At 63.7% G+C, this 24,184-nt stretch carries 20 protein-coding genes; 16 read left to right on the forward strand and 4 right to left on the reverse strand.

Going from position 1 to position 24,184, the window contains the following annotated elements:
- The 3 genes from ACN0TK_RS15570 to ACN0TK_RS15580 all read right to left on the reverse strand — a co-directional run.
- Positions 1-344, reverse strand: a 344-nt coding sequence (locus tag ACN0TK_RS15570; protein WP_417310447.1) for an alcohol dehydrogenase catalytic domain-containing protein, incomplete at its 3' end; no start/stop codon positions are given.
- Between the two features lie 327 nt (positions 345-671).
- A complete protein-coding gene (locus ACN0TK_RS15575) occupies positions 672-2,453 on the reverse strand; it encodes an NAD(P)-binding domain-containing protein (RefSeq protein WP_417310448.1) in 1,782 nt (593 codons plus the stop codon).
- A 46-nt stretch (positions 2,454-2,499) separates the two neighbouring features.
- Positions 2,500-3,420 (reverse strand): MurR/RpiR family transcriptional regulator, encoded by a 921-nt coding sequence (locus ACN0TK_RS15580; RefSeq protein WP_417310449.1) that lies wholly within the window; start codon positions 3,418-3,420, stop codon positions 2,500-2,502.
- Positions 3,421-3,728: 308 nt separating this feature from the next.
- Here ACN0TK_RS15580 and ACN0TK_RS15585 point away from each other — a divergent pair, with 308 nt between their 5' ends.
- The 6 genes from ACN0TK_RS15585 to ACN0TK_RS15610 all read left to right on the forward strand — a co-directional run bounded on the left by ACN0TK_RS15585 (position 3,729) and on the right by ACN0TK_RS15610 (position 9,854).
- Positions 3,729-4,535 carry an ABC transporter ATP-binding protein gene (locus tag ACN0TK_RS15585; RefSeq protein WP_417310450.1) on the forward strand — a complete coding sequence of 269 codons (807 nt, stop codon included), beginning with the start codon at positions 3,729-3,731 and terminating at the stop codon, positions 4,533-4,535.
- A gap of 9 nt (positions 4,536-4,544) precedes the next feature.
- A complete protein-coding gene (locus tag ACN0TK_RS15590) occupies positions 4,545-5,390 on the forward strand; it encodes an ABC transporter permease (RefSeq protein ID WP_417310451.1) in 846 nt (281 codons plus the stop codon).
- A gap of 64 nt (positions 5,391-5,454) precedes the next feature.
- Complete coding sequence (locus ACN0TK_RS15595) at positions 5,455-6,621, forward strand: ABC transporter substrate-binding protein (RefSeq protein ID WP_417310452.1); 1,167 nt, start codon at positions 5,455-5,457, stop codon at positions 6,619-6,621.
- Positions 6,622-6,704: 83 nt separating this feature from the next.
- Complete coding sequence (locus ACN0TK_RS15600; protein ID WP_417310453.1) at positions 6,705-7,790, forward strand: Gfo/Idh/MocA family protein; 1,086 nt, start codon at positions 6,705-6,707, stop codon at positions 7,788-7,790.
- A gap of 69 nt (positions 7,791-7,859) precedes the next feature.
- Complete coding sequence (locus tag ACN0TK_RS15605; RefSeq protein ID WP_417310454.1) at positions 7,860-9,065, forward strand: amidohydrolase/deacetylase family metallohydrolase; 1,206 nt, start codon at positions 7,860-7,862, stop codon at positions 9,063-9,065.
- Between the two features lie 9 nt (positions 9,066-9,074).
- Positions 9,075-9,854 carry an SDR family oxidoreductase gene (locus ACN0TK_RS15610; RefSeq protein ID WP_417310455.1) on the forward strand — a complete coding sequence of 260 codons (780 nt, stop codon included), beginning with the start codon at positions 9,075-9,077 and terminating at the stop codon, positions 9,852-9,854.
- A 6-nt stretch (positions 9,855-9,860) separates the two neighbouring features.
- Here the strand turns inward: ACN0TK_RS15610 and ACN0TK_RS15615 are convergent, their stop codons facing one another.
- Positions 9,861-11,837, reverse strand: a complete 1,977-nt coding sequence (locus ACN0TK_RS15615) for an acyltransferase family protein (protein WP_417310456.1) — start codon at positions 11,835-11,837, stop codon at positions 9,861-9,863.
- Between the two features lie 98 nt (positions 11,838-11,935).
- Between ACN0TK_RS15615 and ACN0TK_RS15620 the strand changes: the two genes are divergently transcribed.
- The 10 genes from ACN0TK_RS15620 (at position 11,936) to ACN0TK_RS15665 (ending at position 24,070) form a co-directional block, all read left to right on the forward strand.
- Positions 11,936-12,988: a LacI family DNA-binding transcriptional regulator gene (locus ACN0TK_RS15620; protein WP_417310457.1), complete on the forward strand. Its 1,053-nt coding sequence runs from the start codon at positions 11,936-11,938 to the stop codon at positions 12,986-12,988.
- Between the two features lie 365 nt (positions 12,989-13,353).
- Positions 13,354-14,613: an ABC transporter substrate-binding protein gene (locus tag ACN0TK_RS15625; RefSeq protein ID WP_417310458.1), complete on the forward strand. Its 1,260-nt coding sequence runs from the start codon at positions 13,354-13,356 to the stop codon at positions 14,611-14,613.
- 156 nt (positions 14,614-14,769) lie between these two features.
- Positions 14,770-15,597 carry a carbohydrate ABC transporter permease gene (locus tag ACN0TK_RS15630; RefSeq protein ID WP_417310502.1) on the forward strand — a complete coding sequence of 276 codons (828 nt, stop codon included), beginning with the start codon at positions 14,770-14,772 and terminating at the stop codon, positions 15,595-15,597.
- Positions 15,597-16,415, forward strand: coding sequence for a carbohydrate ABC transporter permease (locus tag ACN0TK_RS15635; RefSeq protein WP_417310459.1), 819 nt, complete (start codon positions 15,597-15,599; stop codon positions 16,413-16,415). The genes ACN0TK_RS15630 and ACN0TK_RS15635 overlap by 1 nt, the downstream gene beginning before the upstream one ends.
- Before the next feature lie 8 nt (positions 16,416-16,423).
- Positions 16,424-18,619 (forward strand): glycoside hydrolase family 2 protein, encoded by a 2,196-nt coding sequence (locus ACN0TK_RS15640; RefSeq protein ID WP_417310460.1) that lies wholly within the window; start codon positions 16,424-16,426, stop codon positions 18,617-18,619.
- Positions 18,620-18,629: 10 nt separating this feature from the next.
- Entirely contained in the window at positions 18,630-19,691 is a 1,062-nt protein-coding gene (locus ACN0TK_RS15645) for an ABC transporter ATP-binding protein (protein ID WP_417310461.1), read from the forward strand.
- A 311-nt stretch (positions 19,692-20,002) separates the two neighbouring features.
- Entirely contained in the window at positions 20,003-20,968 is a 966-nt protein-coding gene (locus ACN0TK_RS15650; protein ID WP_417310462.1) for a cytochrome c oxidase subunit II, read from the forward strand.
- Positions 20,965-23,070, forward strand: a complete 2,106-nt coding sequence (locus tag ACN0TK_RS15655) for a cbb3-type cytochrome c oxidase subunit I (RefSeq protein ID WP_417310463.1) — start codon at positions 20,965-20,967, stop codon at positions 23,068-23,070. The genes ACN0TK_RS15650 and ACN0TK_RS15655 overlap by 4 nt, the downstream gene beginning before the upstream one ends.
- A complete protein-coding gene (locus tag ACN0TK_RS15660) occupies positions 23,067-23,693 on the forward strand; it encodes a cytochrome c oxidase subunit 3 (protein WP_417310464.1) in 627 nt (208 codons plus the stop codon). Before ACN0TK_RS15655 ends, ACN0TK_RS15660 begins: the two co-directional genes overlap by 4 nt.
- Positions 23,690-24,070 (forward strand): cytochrome o ubiquinol oxidase subunit IV, encoded by a 381-nt coding sequence (locus tag ACN0TK_RS15665; protein ID WP_417310465.1) that lies wholly within the window; start codon positions 23,690-23,692, stop codon positions 24,068-24,070. The genes ACN0TK_RS15660 and ACN0TK_RS15665 overlap by 4 nt, the downstream gene beginning before the upstream one ends.
- Positions 24,071-24,184: the final 114 nt, after the last annotated feature.

The raw sequence follows: 24,184 nt of genomic DNA on the forward strand, positions 1-24,184 counted from the left end.
GACAGCGCGACGAACTCCTGATAGGCGCCCATGGCGAAAGCCGACGACCCGGAAACCCGTTCGCCGACCTGAAACCGCGTCACCTTTTCTCCGACCGCCACCACTTCGCCTGCCACCTCCATGCCCAGCACCGGCTGGCGCGGACGGGTTACCCCCAACGCGAGCCGCACCGGCACCCAGGCCCAACTCACGACCTGGAATTTTCTGAGCTCACAGTCACCCAGTGTAACGCTCGCCGCGTGGACGCGGATAAGCACCTGGTTGGGTTTCGGCACTGGAACCGGAACCTCTTTGAGTTCAAGCACTTCCGGCCCGCCATAGCGGGTGCAGTGAACGGCTTTCATGGCAAAATCCCCCGCAGGCAGACTAGGCGGCAGGGCGAATAAGGCAAGACTGCTGCGATTTCGCCCGGCGAAAGACATGCGGATGAACGGAAGCTGACGGGCGTTTTGGGCGTGTTGCAGCGGTCACGGGGCAAGCTGAACAGCCGTTGCTGGATCGTGGGGGGCACGCCCTCGTGGTTCGACAAGCTCACCATGAGGGCTGCTGCTGGGACAGTGCCGTTGGCGAGGCGCCTCATCCTGAGCTTGTCGAAGGATGGGGCGGGCGCATCGGGACACACCCTCGCGGTTCGACAGGCTCACCATGAGGGCCGTCGAACAAAATCTGCATTAGTCCGTCGACGGGGCACCGTAGACGGGGGTGGGGATGTTCTCCATCCGGGCCTTGATCTGCAGCGCGACGAATTTCGAGAAGAAGCGCGACAGGGCGAGATTGCCGCCGTGGATGAACAGGTTCGGATGGGCGACGGGCTTGTACATGTTGCGCAGCTCGCCATGCCACGGGCCGGGGTCGTTGCGCGTGCCCGAGCCGAGGCCCCAGCAGGTGCCGATCCGGTCGCCGACCTCGCGGGAGACCAGGTTTGCGATCACCTCGTGCAGCGAGTGGAAGCCAGTCGACTGGATGATGACATCGGCCTCGAGTGTGCGGCCGTCGGCGAAGGCGATGCCGGATGGCGTGAGCCGGTCGATCTCGACGCCGGACTTCACCTTGATCTCGCCGTCGATGATCAGCTGCGAGCCGCCGACATCGACATAATAGCCGGAACCGGTGCGATAGGCCTTCATCAACAGCCCGGTGTCGTCGGGCCCAAAATCGAGCAGGAAACCGGTCGCGGCGAGCTTGTCGTAAAAATCGGCGTCGCGCTCGCGGATCTTGTCGTAGAGCGCCTTGGCGGCGACTGGCTGCAGTGCAAAGGGCGTCGCCATCGCCAGCATGTCGGCGGTGTCGACGTCGATGCCGTCGGCCACCGCCTGCTCCGAATAGGTGTCGAAGGCGAGCGCCATCAGCGTGTCGGACTTGACCACGGTGATCGGCGAGCGCTGCACCATGGTGACTTCGGCCCCGGCTTCCCAGAGGTCCACCGACACATCGTGGGCGGAACTTGCGGCGCCGATGACGGCGACCTTCTTGCCGGCATATTTGCGGCCATCGAAATAGGCCGAAGAATGCAGCATCTCGCCGGTAAAGCTGTCGGCCCCCGGCAGATCGAGCGTGCGCGGCGGCCCATAGGCACCGGTGGCAAAAACCAGTTGCGTTGGATTGAGGGTGATGGCTTCGCCGTCGCGGATCAGCTCAAGCGTCCAGTGTCCGGTTTCGGCATCGAAGCTGGCGGACTGCGCCTCGGTCGCGCCCCAGTAGTCGAGCTCCATCAGGCTCACATAGGACTCGAGCCAGTCGCCCATCTTGTCCTTGGGTGTGAACACCGGCCAGTTCTCGGGGAAGGGAAGATAGGGCAGATGGTCGTACCAGACCGGGTCATGCAGGACGAGCGAGCGGTAGCGGTTGCGCCAGGAGTCGCCGGCCCGCGGATTCTTTTCGACGATGATCGTCGGCACGCCGAGCATTTTCAGCCGGGCACCGAGCATGATGCCGCCCTGCCCGCCACCGATGATCACGCAATAAGGCTGCTCGGTGACCCCGAGCGCAGCGGTTTCGCGGGCCCGCTGCTCGGTCCAGGTTTCGCGGTCGCGGCGGGCGCCGTGCCGGACACCGAGTGGCCGCTCGAAGCCGGTCGGCTCCTCGTGCCCGGCCAGCGATTGCAGCGTGGTGAGGATGGTGCGGCAGAGCCCGCCCTCAAGCCGGAAGATGCCGGTGCCGCTGCCGACGGCCGTGGTGAAGCTGAACCAGGCCTCGATACCCTCGGGCGTGCTCTTGGCGCGCGTCACCTGCCAGCCGGACGGCGCGGTGGCGCCCAACTGCGCCTCCAGCATGTCGCCGATCGCCGCCTTGCCCTCGAGCGTCTTGATGTTCCAGGTGAAACTGACGAAGTCGCGCCAATAGCAATCGGCTGCGAAACCATCGAGCACGGCGGCAATGTCACCGGCTGCAAGGGCGGTGGAAAAATCGGCAAGCCAGCGGCGCGCCTCCGCGGCAGACGCGGTGTCGTCCATGGTCAGTCCCCAAAATGCGCGCCCGGCGGGAGGTGCCGGGCGAAACTCAGTCGCCCAAAGGCTCCAGCACCTTGCCCTTGCGATGGGTCAGCACCGTATATTTGATCCGTCGCAGCGTTTCGCGCGCGGCCGGATCGAGCTGGTAGCCGACCGCCGTAGACAGCAGGTCGATGATGGCGAGGAAAGCGTAGCGCGAGGCCGTGGGCTTCAGCGTATCGGGATACTCGGGCACCTCGACCGTCAGCTTGACGTCGCAGAGTTCGGCAAGTTCGGAGCCCGGCGCGGTGATGCCGATCGCGCCGGCACGATAGTGCCGCGCCAGTTCGACGGCTTCGATGATTTCACGGGTGCGCCCGGTGCCGGAAATGGCGATGACGAGATCGTTGGGCTTGAGCGTCGCCGCCATCATCCTGAGCATATAGGGATCGGCATGGGCATGCGCGACGACACCATAGCGGAACAGCCGGTTCTGCGTTTCCTGCGCCAGTGAGGTGGACGAGCCACCGAGCCCGAAGATGAGCACCTGATGCGCCTTGGCGACGAGTTCGGCGCCCCTGAGGATTTCCGCCGGATCGACGCTGCGTTCGGCAGCGGCCAGCGCATTGCGCGCCTCGCCGAACACGACACTCCACAGCGGCGATCCGTCCTCGCTGGAGGGCGCCGGGCCATCGGAGGCGAGATAAAGCCGCCCGACGACGACGCTTTGCGCCAGCTTGAGCTTGAAGTCGCGCACCCCGTCGCAGCCGATGGCGCGGCAGAACCGCGTGACGGTCGGCTCGCTGGCATCGGCGCGCCGGGCGATTTCGGCATTGGAGGCATCAACGGCGAAGCCGACATCGGCCAGCACCACATCGGCGACGCGCCGCTCGGCCGGGCGCAACTCGGCGTAGGAATCCTTGATGATCGACAGGATATCGGGGATCGGCTTGTCATAGCCGTCAGTCTTCGCGGGTGTCGGCGTGCGCATGGGGCGCCTTTCTGCTGTGGCCGTCATCTCGCCTATAGCACTCAGGATCGCGATTGCACTGCTCCGCCACGCGTTGGCACTGGAAAACCCGCCACAACAGCTACGGTTCAGACGGATAGTGTAGGAAACTTACAAACTCTGCAAGCGCCAAAATGCCTTGTAATTGGGCAGAAATCGAGAGAGAGCCGACATCTGTTTCAGTCGCTTGACAGCAAAAGTAAGTTAGTTACAGACTGAGCTGTCGGGGGGCAAAACTGCGAAAGCATCCTCCCCAAAACTTGGCTCAAGTCACAGGGGGCGATGAGACGATGAGCGCCGCGGCGGAACCCAAACTGCGGGTCAGAAACGCCACCAAGGCCTATCCCACGCGCTCCGGCGACGTGCTGGCGCTCGACCATTGCAGCCTCGACGTCAGACCCGGCGAAATCGTCTCGATCGTCGGACCTTCCGGCTGCGGCAAGACCACGCTGCTGTGGTCGATGTCGGGCCTGCACGGGCTGACCGCCGGCGACGTGCTGCTGGACGGCAAAGAAATTACCGGCCCGAACCCCGAGATCGGCATGGTGTTTCAGGACGCCAACCTGCTGCCCTGGCGCAATCTCGAGGCCAATATTCACTTCCCCTTCGAGATCAAGGGCACCAAGCCCGACCGCATCTGGATCGACGAACTGCTGAACCGGGTCGGGCTGGAAGGCTTTGGCGGCAAGTTTCCGCGCGAACTGTCGGGCGGCATGCAGCAGCGCGCTGCCCTGGTGCGGGCCCTGAGCTTCAAACCCTCGGTGCTGCTGATGGACGAGCCCTTCGGCGCGCTCGATGCTTTCACGCGTGAAGAGATGAACCGCATGGTCGAGGAGATCTGGCTCGATAGCCCGACGACCATCGTTCTGATCACCCATTCGATCGAGGAAGCGATTTTTCTCAGCGACCGCATCGTGGTGATGACGCCGCGTCCGGGTCGGGTCGCCGCCATTCACGACGTGCCGTTCCCGCGGCCGCGCTCGCTCGAGATCATGTCGACCCGCGAAGTGTTCGACCTGACCAATGCCATCAAGGCCGAGATCGTCGGCAAGCAGCAGAGCCGCTACGCCGACCCTGTCCCCCAGCCCGCGCAGTGAGGTGACACCGTGAGCGATACCGACGCCATCCCCCAGTTCAAGCAGTCTTCGGGTTCAGGGGACGTCGGCCTGTCGGGCGGCATGTCGGCGCTGGCCGCCGGACCGGGCATTCGCAGCCTCGGCGAAGCACTGGCCATCCTGCTGGTCGCAGTCATCATCATCGGCGGCACCGAGCTGACGCTGCTCTATTTTGAGGTGCCGCAATATGTGCTGCCGCGCCCCTCGGAGATTTTTCTGGCGCTGGTCACCGAATTTCCGCTGATCGCGCCGCACCTGGGTCATACGCTGGTCGAACTGCTCGGCGGCTTTGCCATCGGCGCCTCGGTCGGGCTGGTGCTCGCCGCGGTCATCACTCAGTTCCCCTTCGTCGAAAAGATCGTGACGCCCTATATCCTGCTGCTGGTGACGACGCCCATGCTGGCGCTGGTGCCGCTGCTGATCCTGCGTTTCGGCTTCGGCTATGAACCACGCATCATCGCCGTGGCGCTCGCCTCGGGCCCGATGGTGATGATCAATGCCGCGACCGGCTTCCGCCGCGTCGACAAGGGCAAGATCGCGCTCGCCCGCTCCTACGGCGCCTCGACATTGCAGATCTTCTGGAAGGTGCGGGCGCCCATGGCGCTGCCGATGATCTTCGTCGGTCTGATGGTCGGCTCGATCTTCGGCCTGCTGACTGCCGTTGGCGCCGAAATGGTCGGCGGCGGCTTTGGCCTCGGCAACCGGCTCACCTCCTACTCATCCATGATTCAGATGCCGCAGTTTTTCGCTGTGGTGCTGATCCTGTCCATCCTCGGCATCCTGATCTACGTGCTGTTTTTCCTGTTGGGAAAGAAGTTCGCGAGCTGGGAAGCCTGAGTATCGTCCGGCGCGTGGGGTGCCGGACGCGCCTAGGAAACGACCAAGACAAAGAGGGTACCACATGCACAAGCGACCACTGTCTGGCGGTATGAGCCGCCGTACGTTCCTGCAGGTTTCCGCCGCCGGCGTCGTCACCGCCACGGCACTCGGCACCGGCCGGGCCCAGGCCGAACCCTATGACAAGTTCACCTGGATCTCGCCGCGCGGCACGCTCGAAGTGCTCGACGACTATCCCTACTGGATCGGCAAGAAGCTGGGCTATTTCGACGATCTCGGCGTCGAGACTGAAATGCAGCCCGGACCGTCAGACGGCACCGCCACGGTGAAGTTCGTCGACGTCGGCCAGGCCGACATGGGCTTCCCGTCGCCCGGCGTTTTCTCCTTCGCGCTCGAAAACGGCATGAAGCTGCGCTCGGCCTTCCACATGGGCGCGCTCGACACCTTCTCGATCGCGTTCAGGAAGGGCGAGGGCTCGAACGATCTCAAGTCGCTCGAAGGCAAGACCATGCTGCTCGGCTCGGCCGCCTGGCAGTCGATCGTCGACCCGATGCTGGCCGTGCAGGGCGTCGATGTCTCCAAGGTCAAATATGTCGAAGCGGGCTGGCCGACCTGGTCGACCGCACTGCAGGCCGGTCAGGGCGACGCGGCGCTGAGCTGGGAGGGCCTGCGCGCCGAATGGATCGGCTCGGGGCTCGACTTCGAATACTGGCTCGGCGTGCAGAAATCGCCGCTGTTCGCCAACACCTTCGTGGTGCGCGCCGAAGACCTCGAGGATCCGGACAAGAAGGCCTTCCTCGACAAGTACCTGCGTGGCTGGGCCATGGGGCTGGAATTCGGCTATCACAACCCGCGCGCTGCGGTGGAAGCGGTGTTCGAAGAGTTCCCGACGCTGGCCAGCAATATCGGGCCGGAGCTGGGCACCACCTCGATCCTGCAGCAGATTGCCGTGTTCCGCGGTGACATGTCGAAGCGCGAGGGCTGGGGCTGGCACGACATGGCGGCCTGGCAGACCTTCTTCGACCAGATCTACGAGCTGGGCCAGATCAGCTCGCCGGTGAATGCCGAGGAGGCCTGTTCCAACGCCTGTATCGCAGCGGCCAACGACTTCGACCACGACAAGGTCGCCGCCGATGCGGCCGCCTATACGCTGAGCGAGGATTTCGCCGCGATCGACATCGACGACGTGCAGGCACATCTGTACGACCAGGCGATCCCGGCCGACCGCTAAGGTCGCACCACACCTGGGACGGGCGGCACCGCGCGTGCCGTCCGCACCCGACAGCAAGAACATGAGACGGAGCGAGGGGAAAAATGGCGGATAAAGTGCGCGTACTGGTGGTGGGCCTGGGCAATATGGGCGTGTCCCATGCCAGCTCTTACCACCGCAATGAGGGTTTCGAGATCGTCGGGCTGATGAGCCGTTCGATCAAGTCCAAGACCATCCCGGACGAGCTCAAGGGCTATCCGCTGTTCGAGGATTTCGACGCGGCATTGGCTGAAACCAAGCCGGACGCCGTCTCGATCAACTCCTGGCCGAATTCCCACGCCGAATATGCCATCAAGGCGATGGAAGCCGGCGCCCATGTGTTCATGGAAAAGCCGATCGCGACGACGATCGAGGACGCCGAAAAGGTGGTCGAGACCGCCAAGCGCCTGAACCGCAAGCTGGTGCTCGGCTATATCCTGAGGGTCCACCCGAGCTGGATCAAGTTCATTGAGCTCGGCAAGACCATGGGCAAGCCGTTGGTGATGCGGCTCAACCTCAACCAGCAGTCGAACGGACCGGCCTGGACCTGGCACAAGAACCTGATCGACAGCCTGATCCCCATCGTCGATTGCGGCGTGCACTATGTCGACGTCATGTGCCAGCTGACCGGCGCCAAGCCGGTGCGCGTGCACGGCATCGGCGCGGCCCTGTGGCAGGAGGCGGCCCAGGCCAATTACGGCCACCTGCACGTCACCTTCGATGATGGTTCCGTCGGCTGGTACGAGGCCGGCTGGGGCCCGATGATGAGCGAGACCGCGTTTTTCGTGAAGGACGTCGTGGGCCCCAAGGGCGCCGTGTCGATCGTCCCCGGACATTCCGATGACAAGGACCAGCTCGAGGACGTCTCGGATTCGGCCGATATCGACAGGCACACCAAGACCGACCTGATCCAGGTGCATCACGCCGAAGTGGGGCCGGACAAGAATTTCGTGCACAAGGACGAGTTCGTCCGCACCGAGGACGAGCCGGGTCATCAGGAGCTGTGCGACCGCGAGCAGGCGCTGTTCCTGCGCGCCATCACCGAGGACCTCGACCTGACCGAGTCTATGGAAGCGGCGGTCAACAGCCTCAGGATTGTGCTTGCCGCCGAGCAGAGCATCGAAGAAAAGCGCGTCGTGGAACTGGCCTGAGGCCACGCCCTTCGCTATGCCTGCGGCGGGTCAAGCGACCCGCCCACCCTTTCCTCTCCGGAGCTCCGGATGCCAAAACCCACCACTGCCCCCGCCTTCGACCTCGTGCTCAAGGGCGGCCGGGTCATCGATGAACGCAACGGGATCGACGGGATCCGCGATGTCGCCATATCAGGCGGCAAGATCGCCGCGGTTGCGGCCGATATCGCGCCCGACGGCGCTCCGGTCCGCGACGTCAGCGGCCTCGTCGTCGCGCCCGGCCTGATCGATATCCATACCCATGTTTATCACAAGGCGACCTCGCTGAGCGTCGACCCGGGCTTCATCGCTAGGCGCTCCGCCTGCACGACGCTGATTGATGCGGGCAGCGCCGGCGCCGGCAATTACGACGGCTTCCGCGACTATGTGATGGCGCATTCGCCCTATCGCATCTTCGCCTATCTAAACATCTCCTTCCCCGGCATCTTCGGGTTCGACAAGGACGTGGCGATCGGCGAGGCGACGGCGAAATCCATGCTGCCGGTGCACCGCTGCGTGCAGACCATCGAGGCCAATCGCGACCGGATTATCGGCGTCAAGGTGCGCATCGGCGGCATCGTCACCGGCGATTTCGGCCTCGGCGCGCTGAACCTGGCGCTCGAAGCGGCCAATGAGGTCGACCTGCCGCTGATGACCCATATCGGCACCGCCCCGCCGAGCTATGCCGATGTCGTCGACAAGCTGCGGACCGGCGATATTCTCACCCATTGCTACCGCCCCGACCCGAACTCGGCCATCGGCGAGGACGGCAAGGTGCTGGACGCGGTATGGAAGGCGCGCGAACGCGGCGTGCTGTTCGATATCGCCCACGGCATGGGCGCCTTCGGCTATCAGAGCGCCGAGGCGGCCCTCAAGGACGGCTTCAAACCCGACCTGATTTCGTCCGACGTGCACGTCATCGCCGTCAACGGCCCGGGTTATGACCTGCTGCACACGATGAGCAAGCTGCTGAACTGCGGGCTGACGACCGCCGAGGTGATCGGCATGTCGAGCTCGCGCCCGGCCCTCGCCATCCAGAAGCCCGAACTCGGCCAGCTCGGCGTCGGCTGCCCGGCCGATATCACCGTGCTCAAAGAAACCCCGTCGAACTATGTCTTCGAGGACGTGGTGGGCACGAAGCGCGACGGCTCGGTGCTGCTGCAGCCCGAGGCGGTCTATCTCGCGGGCCGCGAGATGGAAGTCAGCCGCCGCCCCTTCGAGGAGGGCTTCCTGCTCGACCGGACCCACAGCCACTAGGACAAGACCATGAGCGGACAGTTTGCAGGAAAGACCATTGCCATCACTGGCGCCGCGGGCGGCGTCGGCCAGTGGCTCTGCCGCTTCTTCGGCGAGGAAGGCGCGACCATCGCCGCGCTCGATCGCTCCGAAAAGGTGCATGAGCTGGTCGATACGCTGGGTCAGGACGGCATCACCGTGCGCCCGGCCCAGGTGGAGCTGATCGAAACCGAGGCGGTCGAGACAGCCATCGCCAGCTTCGGCCAGGTTGACGTGCTGATCAACAATGCCGGCATTTCGACCAACCCGACACTCGCCAACACCACCCCGGCGAGCTGGCGCGCCGACATGGCCGCCAATCTCGACGCGGCCTTCACTTGCGCCCATGCCGTCTTGCCGCAGATGGTCGAGCGCCGCGCCGGCAACATCGTCAACGTCGGCTCGGTCAACGGGCTGAGCGCTTTGGGCGATGCCGCCTATTCGGCCGCCAAGGCGGGGATGATTTCGCTGACCCGCTCGCTGGCTCAGGAATATGGCCGCTACGGCATCCGCGCCAATATCGTGCTGCCCGGCACGGTCCGCACCCCGATCTGGGACCATCGCATCGCCAAGGATCCGGATGTGCTGAAGACGCTGGAGCGCTGGTATCCGCTCGGCCGCATCGTCGAGCCCTACGAGGTCGCCCGCGTCATCGCCTTCCTCGCCTCGGATGCCGCCAGCGCCGTGACCGGCGCCGTCATCCCCGTCGACAACGGCCTCACCGCCGGCAACATCGTCATGGCGCGGGAACTGACGGTCGAGGAGTTCTGAGGGCGGTCAGTCGGACCAGAACGCGAGCCCCGCAGCCTTGAACTGCTCCAGCACATATCGGGCGCCGTCGAGCGTCAGGTGACCATAGTCGTTTGCCATTACGGCGCCCGACGGAGCGAGGGTCCGGCAACTGGAGGCGCCTGCGCGGCAGATGGCATCAAGCGGCGAGTAGAACTCCCCAGCACGACCAGCCACTTGATCGAGAACCGCGTCATCGACAGCGCGCATGGCATCGTACCGTGTCAGCTCTTCAATCGGAATCTGCCGCCTCAGCAGCGTGTCGGCTGCCATCAGAACCGGCAAGTCGACGGCGTATTCGATGGTCTGTCCAAAGACGATAACCCGGGGCGTGAAGCGCTGCAGATAGTCGACGGTTTCGGCAATCCTGTGGGCGTTCCCGTTATGCCAGCGTGCCGAAAGGATGATCGCATCAAATCCGAACACCGGTACGACGTCCTCAAACAGTCGCTCCGTCGCTTCGAAACACGTCTCACGTCCCAGGCTCCTGTCCATGTCCGCCGATGCGAGCACCGGCCGACAATTGACCTGAACGGCAACCACGAAGTTCACATTCGGGAACATTTCGCCCAACGCGCGACCGAAATGCCGCGCGTGACTATCGCCAGCCAAGAGAACATTGGGACGGTCCGACGCGAGATGCAGGCAGTTTCTGTCGCGCCCGGTGCCAACGATCAACGCAACCTCGCAGTCGCGCGCTCTTTTGGCAGGCTTGGCGACCGATGCCATCGCGATGGCACGTTCGGCTTCGGGCAACCGGTTCGGGAAACCCTTGTTCGTGTATAGCGCCAGGCCGAAACCGAAGCTGATCGCTATTGCCCCGACACCTACGAGTGCCATTCGCCATGGATGCAGCGGCCGTCTGCGGAACGGCTGCTCGACGAAGCGCCAGCTCAAAATCGATAGACCCACCGTAGCGACGAGCAAGAGAGCGATTTCCGCAACATCCGGAGACTGCCACTGCGCGTAGTGTAGAAAGAGTGCAATGACCGGGTAATGCCACAGATAAAGAGAATAGGAGATGAGCCCGATACCGACGAGCGGCCGCATGGCCAGTCCACGATTTACGAGGCTTGCCTGCTCTACCGGCCAGATGACCAGCAATGCCCCGAGGCACGGCAGCAGGGACATCGCCGGCAACGGCAGCGAGCGATTGAGGAGAAAGACCGAAACGGCGATCGCGACCAACCCGACTGCTGGCACCAGTTCGACCAGCCAGCGCCGTCGGAGGACCGGCAGCAGGCACCCAAGCCCGCCGAGTGCAAGCTCGAAGGCCCGCGTGTGCAGCAGATAAAAGGCCTCGTCCGGGTGGGCGACCGACTGACTCAGCGCCAGCGCATAGCTCCCAGCCCCGATCAGCGCGATGAGAGCAAGAACGGCAGCTCGGGACCCACGCGACAGCTTCCAGGTAACCACCACCAGCGCTGGCCACAGCAGATAGAACTGCTCCTCGACGCCGAGTGACCAGGTATGCAGCAGCGGCTTCAGCGTGGCATCGGGATGGAAGTAATCGACGATGCTGTAGAACAGGAAGTTCGACAGCCCTACAGATGCCAACCCTGCCTGCTCGCCCAGGCTCTGCAGTTCATTCGGCAGCAGGAGGAACCAGCCCGCAATCATGGTCGCCACAAGCATGGTGAGCAAGGCGGGGAGGATGCGTCGCGCGCGACGGGCGTAAAAGCCGAGGAATGAAAAGCGCCGCTGCCCCAGTTCGGCGAGGATCAACGAAGTGATCAAATAGCCTGAAATAACGAAGAAGACATCGACGCCAAAGAAGCCGCCACGCAAACCCATCTCGAAGTGATAGGCAATTACACTCAAAACTGCGATGGCTCGCAGGCCATCGATTTCCGGTCTATAGGTTCGCAATTTGACGTACCGAGATTCTGTCGAGTGCTCGACGTTGGGAAGATTGAGCTTCGAATGCAATGTCACTTTGGCACAGAACGGTTCAGTTCCACGCACATTGCCCCCGCAACGATCGATCTGCGCCGAGGAAATCGTCGCGCACTTGACATTGAAGGCGTGAGCGGCGCACCGGTTTCGCGGGGGGGATGGGCATCATGGTTACGCTGAAACAGATCGCGCAGTCAGTCGGGGTTTCGACCGCGACGGTTTCGCGTGTTCTGAACTTCGACACCTCGCTGTCGATCACCGATGCCAAGCGCCAGGCGATCATCGAAACCGCCGAGGCGATGAACTATGCGACGCCGCGCAACCGCAACCGGGCCAACCAGCTCGGTCTGACGCGGCTGGCGCTGGTGCATTTCCTCAGCCCCGACAAGGAGCTGATCGACCCCTATTACGTCGGCTTGCGGCTAGGGATCGAGCGGCGCTGCCAGGCGCTGAAGATCGAAACAGTAAAAGTTTACCACACGCGCTCGCTGCCGGACCCGACGCTGCTGCAATCGGCCTCGGGCGTCATCGCCATCGGCCAGCATTCGCCCGACGAGATCAACTGGCTGCTGCAATATGCGCGGCTGCTGGTGTTCGCGGACTTCGCCCCGCCCGAGGGCGGGCTGGACAGCGTCAGCAGCGATTTGCGGCTCGCCATGCACCGGCTGGTCGCTGCGCTCTGGGCCAAGGACTACCGCCGCATCGGCTTCATCGGCTGGATGGAAGACTATGCCGAGGACCCTTATGGCGAGCTGCGCTGCAGTGCTTTTGTCGAGGAGATGAATCGGCGCGGCGCCTTCGACCCGCGCATCTGCCTCACCGAAAAGACGCCCGAGCGCAACACCGAGCGCATCGGCTATGACCTGACCCGGCGGATGATCCAGTCCGGCGACCCTCCCGACGCGCTGATCACCTGCAATGACAATATGGCTGTCGGCGCCTATCGCGCGCTGCACGAAGCCGGGCTGACCATTCCACGCGATATCGCCGTGGCGAGCTTCAACGACACCTCGGTGGCGCAGTTCGTCACCCCGCCGCTGACCACCGTGCACCTGCCGGCCGAGGAGATCGGCGAGACGGCGGTCGAACTGCTGCTGGAACGGGCGTCGGGGCGTGAGCTGGGCAAACGCATCACGCTCGAGAGCCAGATCATCTGGCGCGGCAGCACCCGGCGGCCAGAACCGGCAGCAGCCATGACGCCCGGCACACCGGCGACCTGATCGCGCCGCTGCGAGACCAGGCTGCCAAGGGACCAGCAGATGCCGCCGGGCATGCATTTCCCGGCGCCGATCGACGGCCTGCTGGATCGATCACGAAGGCCAGTCGCCACTCATCAGCCGCCTCACATGCACGAAATTTACCTCGACCGCTGCATTGCAGAGGGCCGAAAAATGGCCCGCGCAGAGGAAGACGCTGGCGCCAGAACGTATTCTGTTACAGGTACTTAATAATGGGGACCAGCCCCAGAAACGTCAGCCATGCTGCCCGAGATAAAAATTTACTGAAAAACTTGCGCTCGCGATTTGGCCCGGCTAACACTTTGGTCTGAGGCAAGAGGATGCCTCGCCCATTGGGAGGAAATTTCATGACTCGCTTCGCAACGCGAATGCTGGCCCTTGCCGGTATCTCCACGCTCACGATTTCGACCGCCATGGCCGGCACGGTCACGGTGTGGTGCTGGGATCCGAACTTCAACGGCGCGACGATGGAGCTCGCCGGTGAGATCTACGCCAAGGATCATCCGGACTTCGAACTGGAAATCGTCGACTTCGCCAAGGCCGATCTGGAGCAGAAGCTGCAGGCGCAGCTGGCTTCCGGCACGACCCAGGGTCTGCCTGACATCGTTCTGATCGAGGATTACGGCGCACAGAAATACCTGCAGTCGTTCCCCGGCGCGTTCGAGCCGCTGAACGACAAGATCGATTACTCGGCTTTTGCCGACTACAAGGTCGAACTGGCCACCGTGAACGGCCAGACCTATTCGCTGCCCTTCGACTCCGGCGTCACCGGCTATTTCTACCGCTCCGACATCCTGGGCGAGGCCGGCTATACCGAAGCCGACCTGCAGGACATCACCTGGGACCGGCTGATCGAGATCGGCAAGGACGTCAAGGAAAAGACCGGCAAGGAACTGCTGCCGCTCGACCCCAATGACGCGGGCTGGATGCGCATCATGCTGCAGTCGGCCGGCTCGTGGTACTTCGATGCCGACGGCAACGCCACGATCTCCGACAACCCGGTGTTCCGCGCCGCGCTGGAAACCTATCAGGATCTGCTCGCCGCCGGGATCAGCAAGCCCGTCGCCGGCTGGACCGAATACACCGGCAGCTTCACCTCGGGTGACACGGTTTCAACCTTCACCGGCGTGTGGATGGTCGGCACGATCAAGGCCAACCCGGACCAGTCCGGCATGTGGGGCGTGGCGCCGCTTCCGGCGCTCGACGACGTCGAAGGCGCAACCCATGCGTCCAACCTCGGCGGCTCCAGCTGGTACGTTCTGTCCTCGTCTGACAACAAGGACGAAGCCATCGACTTTTTGGCTGATGTGTGGGGTTCCGACGTCGAGTTCTACCAGCAGATCCTGGTGAACCAGGGCGCGCTCGGCTCGCTGACCGCGGCCCGTGACGGCGAGGCCTATTCGGCTTCCGACGACTTCTTCGGCGGTCAGCCCGTGTGGCAGAACTTCACCAAGTGGCTCGGCGAGATTCCCGCGGTCAACTACGGCATCTTCACCAACGAGGCCGACGCGGCCGTCGTGGCGCAGATCCCGGCGCTCACCAATGGTGGCGATATCGACCAGATCATCTCCGACATCGACGCCCAGGTGCGTCAGCAGATCCAGTAATCTGAACAATGAAGGGCGGCCATTGCGCCGCCCTTCATTTCCACGCGCCGCCCATCGGGCCGGGCGCGACCATGCTGCGTGACGTGAAGCGGGGATTGCCGAGTGGCTGAGGGAAGGCTGGACCGTAGCGGTCAGATCAATGGCTGGCTGTTCATCATGCCGGCGCTGGTGCTTTTGGGCATCTTCATGGTCTATCCGATCCTGTGGTCGCTTTGGATGAGCCTGCAGGTCGGCCGCGGCATGAACCTGAATTTTGGCGGCTTCGCCAATATCGTCCGGCTGACGCAGGACCCGGTTTTCCAGCGCGCGCTTTCCAACACGCTGATCTTCCTGGCCATCCAGGTGCCCATCATGCTGGTCCTGGCGCTGCTGTTCGCCAATGCCCTTAATGACAGCAAGCTGTGGGGCCGCAGCCTGTTCCGCACGGCGATCTTTTTGCCCTGCGTCACCTCGCTCGTCGCCTATTCGGTGGTCTTCCGCGCCATGTATGCGCAGGACGGCATCATCAACCAGATGCTGATGGGCCTCAATATCATCGCCGACCCGATCCCGTGGCTGGCGGACCCGTTCTGGGCCAAGGTCGTGATCATCTCGGCGATCACCTGGCGCTGGACCGGCTACAACATGATTTTCTATCTGGCCGCGATGCAGAACATCGATCGCTCGATCTATGAGGCGGCCCGGATCGACGGCGTGCCGGCCTGGGCGCGGTTCTGGCATCTGACCGTGCCGATGCTGAAGCCGGTGATCCTGTTCACCACGGTGATTTCGACCATCGGCACGCTGCAGCTGTTCGACGAACCGAACCTGCTGACCCAGGGCGGACCGTCGGATTCTACGCTCACGCTGTCGCTCTATATCTACAACCTGAGCTTCAAGTTCATGCCCAGCTTCGGCTACGCCGCGACCGTCAGCTACGTGATCGTCGTCCTGGTGGGCATTCTGAGCTTCTTCCAGTTCTTCGTTGCACGGGAGCGCCGCTGATGCACAATCCTCTGGCGCTGGTATCGCGGGCCATCACCTATCTGGTGCTGTCCATTGCCGCCTTCATCTCGATCTTCCCCTTCTTCTGGATGATCGTCGGGGCAACCAACAGCTCGAACGACATCATCAAGGGCAAGGCGACGCCGGGTGGCGCGCTGTTCGAGAACCTCGCGAACTTCTTCGCCGCGGTCGACATGCCGCGCGTGCTGTTCAACTCGTTCCTGATCGCCGGTGTCGGCACGATCCTGACACTGCTGGTCTCCTCGCTGGCCGGCTATGGCTTCGAGATCTTCCGCTCGCGCTTCCGCGAACGGGTGTTCGGCGGCCTGCTGCTGATGCTCTCCATCCCCTTCGCGGCGCTGATGATCCCGCTGTTCGTGATGATGGCCAACCTCAAGCTGATCAACACCTACCAGGCGATCATCCTGCCCACCGTCGCCTCGATCTTCATCATCTTCTACTTCCGCCAGGCGACGAAGGCCTTCCCGCGCGAGCTGCGCGATGCGGCGCGCGTCGACGGGCTGAAGGAATGGCAGATCTTCTTTTTCATCTACCTGCCGGTGATGCGCTCGACCTACGCGGCGGCGACGATCATCGTCTTCATGCTCAACTGGAACAACTACCTGTGGCCGCTGATCGTGCTGCAGACCAATGACATGAAAACCCTGACCCTTGCGGTTGCGAGCCTGATTTCCGCCTACACGCCAGACTTCGGCGTCGTGATGGTCGGCGCGATCTTCGCCACCCTGCCCACTCTCATCATCTTCTTCCTGCTCCAGCGCCGCTTCGTCGAAGGCATGCTGGGCGCTGTCAAATAGGTCTATCGATGCGTTCTGTGACGAATTTCAACGACAACTGGGTGTTCGAGGGCGGCGAGACCGTCACCCTGCCGCATACGGCGGTCGAACTGCCCTTCGCCTATTTCGACGAGCGCCGCTACCAGCGCGCCTTCACCTATGAGAAGCGCTTCACCGCCGATGCGTCCTGGGACGGCAACGAAGTCGCGCTGGTGTTCGACGGCGCCATGGCCGACGCCAAAGTGAAGCTGAACGGTACCGAGCTCGTCGCCCACAAGGACGGCTATACGCCCTTTACCGCGCGGCTGACGGACCACCTGACGCCGGGCGAGAATGTCGTCACCGTCACCATCGACGGCTCGGAGAACCCCGAGATCCCGCCCTTCGGCGCGATGATCGACTATCTGACCTATGCCGGTATCTATCGCGACGTATGGCTGCGCGTCACCGACAAGGTGTTCATCGACAATGTGAAGATCGAGACCCCGGACGCGCTGGCGGAGAAAAAGACCGTCGTCGCCAAGGTCTGGCTGGCGAGCTCCGGCAATGCCGAGGTGACCGGCACGCTGCACGCGGCGCTCGTGGACGAAAATGGCCGCCAGATCGCCAGCGTCGACGCCCCGGCCGGCGATACGGTGGAGCTGCGCTTCGACGGGCTCGAAGGCCTGGCGCTGTGGGATCTCAAGACGCCCAGGCTCTATACGCTCACCCTCTCCCTGGGGGATTCGGACGCGCTGGAAACCAGCTTCGGTTTCCGCACGGCCGAATTCACCCCGGAGGGCTTCAAGCTCAACGGCAAACTGCTGAAGCTGCGCGGCCTCAACCGCCACCAGAGCTTCCCCTATGCCGGCTATGCGCTGGGCCGCGCCGCGCAGGAGCGCGACGCCGAAATCCTCAAGCACGAGCTGCACCTCAACATGGTGCGCACCTCGCACTATCCGCAGTCAAAGTGGTTCCTCGACCATTGCGACCGCATTGGCCTGCTGGTCTTCGAGGAGATCCCCGGCTGGCAGCACATCGGTGGTGACGCCTGGAAGGACGAGTCGGTCGAAAACGTCCGCCGCATGATCACCCGCGACTGGAACCACCCCTCGATCGTCATCTGGGGCGTGCGGATCAACGAGAGCCAGGACGACCACGAGTTCTACCTGCGCACCAATGCGCTGGCGCATGAACTCGACACCACCCGCTCGACCGGTGGCGTGCGTTACATCACCGAATCCGAGCTGCTCGAAGACGTCTATACGATGAACGACTTCATCCTCGGCAATGAGGAGCTGGGCGGCAACCGGCCGCGCACCCCGCTGCGCCCGCAGCAGGAAGTGACCGGTCTCGACCATGTCGTGCCCTATATGATCACCGAGTTTGGCGGGCACATGTACCCGACCAAGACCTACGATCAGGAGCAGCGACAGGCCGAGCATGTGACGCGCCATCTCGAGGTGCTGAACGCCGCGTACGGCGACCCTCAGATCGCCGGCGCCATCGGCTGGTGCGCCTTCGACTACAACACCCACAAGGATTTCGGTTCGGGCGACCGCATCTGCCACCATGGCGTGATGGACATGTTCCGCGAACCCAAGTTCGCCGCCTATGCCTATGCCAGCCAGTGCGACCCGGACGAGGAAGCGATCCTCAAGCCGGTGACCTTCTGGGCCCGCGGCGAACGCAATATCGGTGGCGTGCTGCCGCTGATCGTGCTGACCAATTGCGACGAGGTCGAAATCGCCTATGGCGACGCACCGCCCAAGCGCATCGGCCCCGATCGTGAAGCCTATCCGCACCTGCCGCACGCCCCGGTGATCATCGATCGCCGCCACTTCAGCGCCGACGAACTCGGCCGCTGGGGCATGCAGTGGAACGACGCGACGCTGACCGGCTATGTCGATGGCAAGCCCGTCAAGACTGTCAGCTTCGTCGCCGACCCGGTGATGAGCAAGCTGGAGGTCGTCGCCGATCGCGAGACGCTCGAGGCGGACGCCGGCGACAGCACCCGCATCATGGTGCGGGCGCTCGACCAGGCCGGGCACAAGCTGCCCTTCCTGTTCGATTCCGTTGCCATCGCTGTTGAAGGACCTGCCAGACTTGTCGGCCCGGACCAGTCGCCGCTACGCGGCGGCGCGACCGGCTTCTGGGTCGTGACCACCGGCGGCAGCGGGGCGATCACCGTCACCGTGTCCAACCCGGATCTGGGTGAACACACCATCGTGCTCAAGGCACAATAGGGGAAAAGCGATGAGCGGGCTCAAGCTGCGCGGGGTGCGCAAATCCTACGGTAATGTCGAGGTCATCAAGGGTGTCGACCTCGAGATCAAGGACCGGGAATTCGTCGTCTTCGTCGGCCCCTCGGGCTGCGGCAAGTCCACGCTGCTGCGGCTGATAGCCGGGCTCGAAACCATCACCGGCGGCGATATCGAGATCGGCGACCAGCGCGTCAACGAGCTCGACCCGTCCAAGCGCGGCATCGCCATGGTGTTCCAGTCCTATGCGCTCTATCCGCATATGACTGTGCGCGAGAACATGGGCTTTGCCCTGCGCTTTGCCGGCGAAAAGAAGGATGCGATCGCCAAGCGCGTCGATGAGGCGGCCCGCATTCTCGAACTCGACCCGCTGCTCGACCGGCGCCCCGGCGAACTGTCGGGCGGCCAGCGCCAGCGCGTCGCCATCGGCCGCGCCATCGTGCGCCATCCCGAAGTGTTCCTGTTCGACGAGCCGCTGAGCAATCTTGATGCCGAACTGCGCGTCCACATGCGCATCGAGATCGCCAAGCTGCACAAGAAGCTGGCGACCACCATCATCTACGTGACCCACGACCAGGTCGAGGCGATGACCCTGGCCGACAAGATCGTGGTGCTCAAGGACGGCGAGATCGCCCAGGTCGGCGCACCGCTGGAACTGTTCAACGATCCCGACAACCTGTTCGTCGCCGGCTTCATCGGCTCGCCCAAGATGAACTTCATGAAGGGTGAGCTGAAAAATGGCGTGGTGAAGCTCGACGGCTATGAGAATGTGAACATTCCGGTGACGCTGAGCTCGGCACCCGCCGATCAGCCGGTGACCGTCGGCCTCAGGCCCGAAGCCTTCCTGCGCGGTGGCCAGATGTCGCTGCCGCTGACTGTGGAATTCGTCGAGCACCTGGGCACCGAGGCCTATGCCTATGCGCGCTACGGCGCCGAAGAGCTGCTGACCATCGGCATCGCCAATGACCGCGCACTGAGTGCCGGCGACAGCTTCGCAGCCGAGTTCGACCCCACTGCCGCCCTGCTCTTCGACGCCAAGGGCCAGCGTCTGCGCTAAGCCCGGAGCGCGCAAGCAAAGCGCGCGATCACGGCCGATTACCGATTGCCTCTACATCCCCGGCATCGCCTTGCGGGAGCGCCTGCTGATCATGATCAGCAGGCTGCGGCCGCCTATCCTTGCGGCGAAAGGCCAGCAGGGTAAGGCCGGGTGAGCTAATCAGACATTTTTGTAAACTGACAATCGCTGGGCCGTAATGTACTGAAACGGAAGCGATGCCGCGGCGCTTTCGGGCGTTGCAGGGCATCGGGTGACGGAGGTTGATGCGGGCGCGGCACCGGGTTGTAGCGCGGCAGTGCGAGGGTCTTGGTTTGAAGACGCCTATCTTTTGGGTGACGAGGGTGATCGCCGGCGCGGTACTGGCGGGCTTTGCGGCAGACGTGGCATTTGCGGCCCAGCCGCTTGAGCAGAGTTTCCTGCAGCCCATGGGGCCGATCGCCGACGAGCAGTTCGCCCATCTGATGCGGGTCATCGCGATCTCGATGGTCGTCATCCTGCCTGTCCTTATCGGCGTACCGTTGATCCTGTGGCGCTATCGCTATGCCAAGCCGAGGGGCCGCTACGCACGGGATTGGGACTTTTCGCCCAAGCTCGAAGTGGCCATGTGGGGCGTGCCCATGCTGATCGTCCTCATTCTTGGCGGCTGGCTCTGGTACTCCACCGGCAAGCTCGACCCCTACAAGACGCTCGGCCCGGACCCGGTCCAAGTTCAAGTCATCGGCCTCGACTGGAAGTGGCTGTTCATCTACCCGCAGGAGGGGATCGCCACGGTCGATGAACTCGTCGTCCCCGTCGGCCGACCCGTGCAACTGACCCTGACGACCGACACCGTGATGCAGAGCCTGCTCATCGCGCCGCTCACCGGACAGATCTATGCCATGCCGGGCATGACCACCCAGTTGAACTTTGAAGCCAACCGCACGGGCGTGGCGGAGGGCGAGAACACCCAGTTCAACGGCACCAGCTTCGGGCGACAGAAATTCACCGTGCGCGCGATCGAGCCGGACGATTACGCGGCCTGGGCGGCACAGGGCGGTGGCGCGCTGACGCTCGATGAAGCCACCTACAGCACCCTGCGCGAACGCTCTGTGCTCGCCGACGCCCGCACCGATCTCGGTCTTGCCGCGGGCACTGAGCCCATCGTCATGACGCTCGGCCAAGCCGATGTCTTTGATCAGATCGTCGCCAAGTACAAGCAGCCGGGCGGCGCGCAGGCGACCACCACCTGGGGCGGGACCGGTCTGCCCGGAAGCGACAAGCCGGAGGCAGGCCAATGAACGGCGAGACCAGTCCCATCTTCGGCAACCTCACCTGGTACGTCACGCCCTATACCGACCTCATCGAACATCCGAGCCTGAGCACGCTGGTGGGTGCGGGTGCGGCGAGCGTATTGGTTCTCGGCGGCATCGCCACCCTGGTCCTTATGACCTACATGCGCTGGTGGGGGCCGCTCTATCGCAACTGGCTGGTCTCGGCCGACGCCAAAAAGATCGGCATCATGTACATCGCGCTGGCGCTGGTCATGCTGGCGCGTGGCGTCATCGAGGGCTTCGTCATCCGCGCGCACCAGGCGACGGCGCTCGGTACGCTCGCCCAGCCGGAAAGCGGGCTCGTCGCGCCGGACCACTTCGCTCAGCTGTTCAGCACCCATGGCACGATCATGATCTTTTTCGTCGCCATGCCGCTGCTCATCGGGCTCATCAATTTCGTGCTGCCGCAGCAGCTCGGCGCCCGCGACATGGCGTTCCCGGTGCTCAATCAGGTCAGCCTCGGCCTGACCGCGGCCGGCGCCGCGCTGGTGATGGTGTCGCTGCTGATCGGCCAGTTCGGCACCGGCGGATGGACCATGTATCCGCCCTATACCGGCAAGACCTTCAGCCCCGGCGAAGGCGTCGACTACTGGCTCTGGGCCATCCTGATATCGGGCGTCGGCTCGACGCTGACGGGCATGAACTTCGCCGTCACCATCTTCAAGAAGCGCGCCCCCGGCATGCACTTCATGCGCATGCCGCTGTTCTGCTGGACCTCGCTGTGCGTCGCCATCATGCTGATCTACGCCATGCCGGCGCTGACCGTGTCGAGCGGCATGCTGGCGCTGGACCGCTACGCCGGCTTCCACTTTTTCACCAATACCGCCGGCGGCAATATGATGAACTACGCCAACATCTTCTGGATGTTCGGCCACCCGGAGGTCTACATCCTGATCCTGCCGGCCTTCGGCGTGTTCTCCGAGATCAGCTCAACCTTCGCGAGCAAGCGGCTGTATGGCTACACCTCGCTGGTCATCGCCAGCATGAGCATCGCGGTGATCAGCTTCACCGTGTGGCTGCACCACTTCTTCACGATGGGACAGAGCGCCGGCGTCAACATCGCCTTCGGCATCGCCACCATGGTGATCGCCATCCCGACGGGCGTGAAGGTCTACGACTGGATGGCGACCCTGTGGCGCGGCCGCGTCCGCATCACCGCGCCGATCGTCTATCTCGTCGGCTTTTTCATGCTGTTCGTGATCGGCGGCCTCTCCGGCATCATCCTCGCCAACCCGTCGATCGACTATCAGGTCCACAACACGACCTTCCTCGTCGCGCATTTCCACAATGTCATCATCCCCGGCGTGCTCTACGGCATGCTGGCGGGCATCCACTACTGGTTTCCCAAGGCCTTCGGCTTTCGCCTCGACGAGAAATGGGGGCGGCGCACCGCCCTGCTCTTCGTGGCCGGCTTCATCGTGACCTTCATGCCGCTCTATGTGCTGGGCCTGATGGGACTGCCGCGCCGCTCGCCGACCTTCCAGAACCCGGACTTCATGCCCTGGATGTATGTGGCGGCGCTCGGCGCCGTCTTCATGCTCTGCGCGCTGGCCAGCCTGTTCTGGACCTTCTGGACCAGCTATCGCCACCGCGCCGACCTGGCGGTGCCCGGCGGCGACCCCTGGGACGGGACCTCGCTCGAATGGTCGACCCCCGCGCCGGTGCCGGAATGGACCTTCCCGACCATCCCCGAGGTCAGCACGCGGGACCAGTGGGGCGCCACCAAGCGCGCCGGCAAGGCGTGGCAGGCGCCGGCGGAATATGTCGACATCGAAATGCCCCCCGATACCGCGCATGGCGTGATCATTTCGGGTGCCGCCGTCGTTTTCGGCTTCGCCATGGTGTGGAACATCTGGTGGCTGGCGATCGTGAGCCTCCTCGTCATTCCCGCCGCACTGATCCTGCGCGGTATGCGCAGGATCGAGCCGAGGATCATCCCTGCTGCCGAGGTGGAGGCCGCCGACACCCGCTTCCGCGAGACGGTAGCCAGCCTCACCCCGGCGACGCGCGCCGATGAATCGACCGCCCGCAATCGCGGCGTTCCAGACGTTGCGGAGTTCGCTGCATGAGCAATAACGATGCCTATCCCGGCCTGAACCTCGGCGGGGGCCATGGCGAAGCGGACCAGAAGGCCGAGCCGATCGTCTTCGGCTTCTGGGTCTTTTTGATGAGCGACCTCATCATCTTCGGCATCCTGTTCGCCTCCTACGCCGCCTATCTCGATCCGATCGGCCTGGCCGGCGCGCCGGGACCGAGCGAGCTGTTCGACATCCGCAGCGTCGCGATCCAGACCGCCCTCCTGCTCGTCGGCGGCACCGCCTATGCGGGTGTGTCCCTGAGCGTCAAATACTGGGATGGGCGCGGCAAGGTGATCGCCTGGCTCCTCGTCTGCGCGGTCTTTGGCGCCGCGTTCCTCTATTTCGAGATCAGCGATTTCCTGACCCAGGCCGGCAGGGGCGGCGTGCCGCAGGCGAGCGGCTGGCTCAGCACCTATTTCGCGCTCGTCGGGCTGCACGGACTGCATGTGTTTGCCGGGATATTGTGGATCCTCGCCATGGTCGGCCAGATCCTCTGGCGCGGCATCGACGACACGGTGAAGGTCCGCCTGTCGATGCTGGGCGTTTTCTGGCATTTCCTCGACCTCATCTGGGTCGGCATCTTCTCATTCGTCTTCCTGGTGCCTCTCGCATGATCAGAACCAACACCGGCATGCTCGACCCCAAGCAAAGCGCCAGCCACGAGCGTCGCAGCTATGCTGTCGGCTTCGTCATCAGTCTGTGCCTGACCGCGCTCGCCTTCGGCGCCCTGCTGTCTGGCCTGTCGGCGACCGTCACGATTGTCATTATCGTCGTCGCGGCGCTGCTGCAGATCGTCGTGCACATGCACAATTTTCTGCACCTCAGCTTTTCAGCAGGGCAATCGCGCGAGGACCTGCTGCTCGTCCTCTTCTCGGTCAGCCTTCTGGCGATCATGGCAGGCGGCACCTGGTACATCATGTCCGACCTCAGCGGCCGGATGCACCAGACCATGACGCACGACGCCCAGGACCACATGCCATCGGGTGACTGAGCGGGGCTGCATCCTGCTGCCGAAGCCGGTCGCATCGCCAACTGCATGACAACCCGAGTATTGGTAGCATGCTCGATGTCGTCGCCGTCTCGCAGGGACGCTGAGCGGCCCCAA

The organism is Devosia sp., from assembly GCF_048261455.1.
GTDB lineage: Bacteria > Pseudomonadota > Alphaproteobacteria > Rhizobiales > Devosiaceae > Devosia_A.

Bases quoted from the DNA above. Each gene is read 5' to 3' on its own strand.
- ACN0TK_RS15575 (WP_417310448.1), bottom strand. From the start codon at position 2,453: ATGGACGACACCGCGTCTGCCGCGGAGGCGCGCCGCTGGCTTGCCGAT.
- ACN0TK_RS15580 (WP_417310449.1), bottom strand. From the start codon at position 3,420: ATGCGCACGCCGACACCCGCGAAGACTGACGGCTATGACAAGCCGATC.
- ACN0TK_RS15585 (WP_417310450.1), top strand. From the start codon at position 3,729: ATGAGCGCCGCGGCGGAACCCAAACTGCGGGTCAGAAACGCCACCAAG.
- ACN0TK_RS15595 (WP_417310452.1), top strand. From the start codon at position 5,455: ATGCACAAGCGACCACTGTCTGGCGGTATGAGCCGCCGTACGTTCCTG.
- ACN0TK_RS15600 (WP_417310453.1), top strand. From the start codon at position 6,705: ATGGCGGATAAAGTGCGCGTACTGGTGGTGGGCCTGGGCAATATGGGC.
- ACN0TK_RS15605 (WP_417310454.1), top strand. From the start codon at position 7,860: ATGCCAAAACCCACCACTGCCCCCGCCTTCGACCTCGTGCTCAAGGGC.
- ACN0TK_RS15610 (WP_417310455.1), top strand. From the start codon at position 9,075: ATGAGCGGACAGTTTGCAGGAAAGACCATTGCCATCACTGGCGCCGCG.
- ACN0TK_RS15620 (WP_417310457.1), top strand. From the start codon at position 11,936: ATGGTTACGCTGAAACAGATCGCGCAGTCAGTCGGGGTTTCGACCGCG.
- ACN0TK_RS15625 (WP_417310458.1), top strand. From the start codon at position 13,354: ATGACTCGCTTCGCAACGCGAATGCTGGCCCTTGCCGGTATCTCCACG.
- ACN0TK_RS15630 (WP_417310502.1), top strand. From the start codon at position 14,770: ATGCCGGCGCTGGTGCTTTTGGGCATCTTCATGGTCTATCCGATCCTG.
- ACN0TK_RS15635 (WP_417310459.1), top strand. From the start codon at position 15,597: ATGCACAATCCTCTGGCGCTGGTATCGCGGGCCATCACCTATCTGGTG.
- ACN0TK_RS15640 (WP_417310460.1), top strand. From the start codon at position 16,424: ATGCGTTCTGTGACGAATTTCAACGACAACTGGGTGTTCGAGGGCGGC.
- ACN0TK_RS15645 (WP_417310461.1), top strand. From the start codon at position 18,630: ATGAGCGGGCTCAAGCTGCGCGGGGTGCGCAAATCCTACGGTAATGTC.
- ACN0TK_RS15655 (WP_417310463.1), top strand. From the start codon at position 20,965: ATGAACGGCGAGACCAGTCCCATCTTCGGCAACCTCACCTGGTACGTC.
- ACN0TK_RS15660 (WP_417310464.1), top strand. From the start codon at position 23,067: ATGAGCAATAACGATGCCTATCCCGGCCTGAACCTCGGCGGGGGCCAT.
- ACN0TK_RS15665 (WP_417310465.1), top strand. From the start codon at position 23,690: ATGATCAGAACCAACACCGGCATGCTCGACCCCAAGCAAAGCGCCAGC.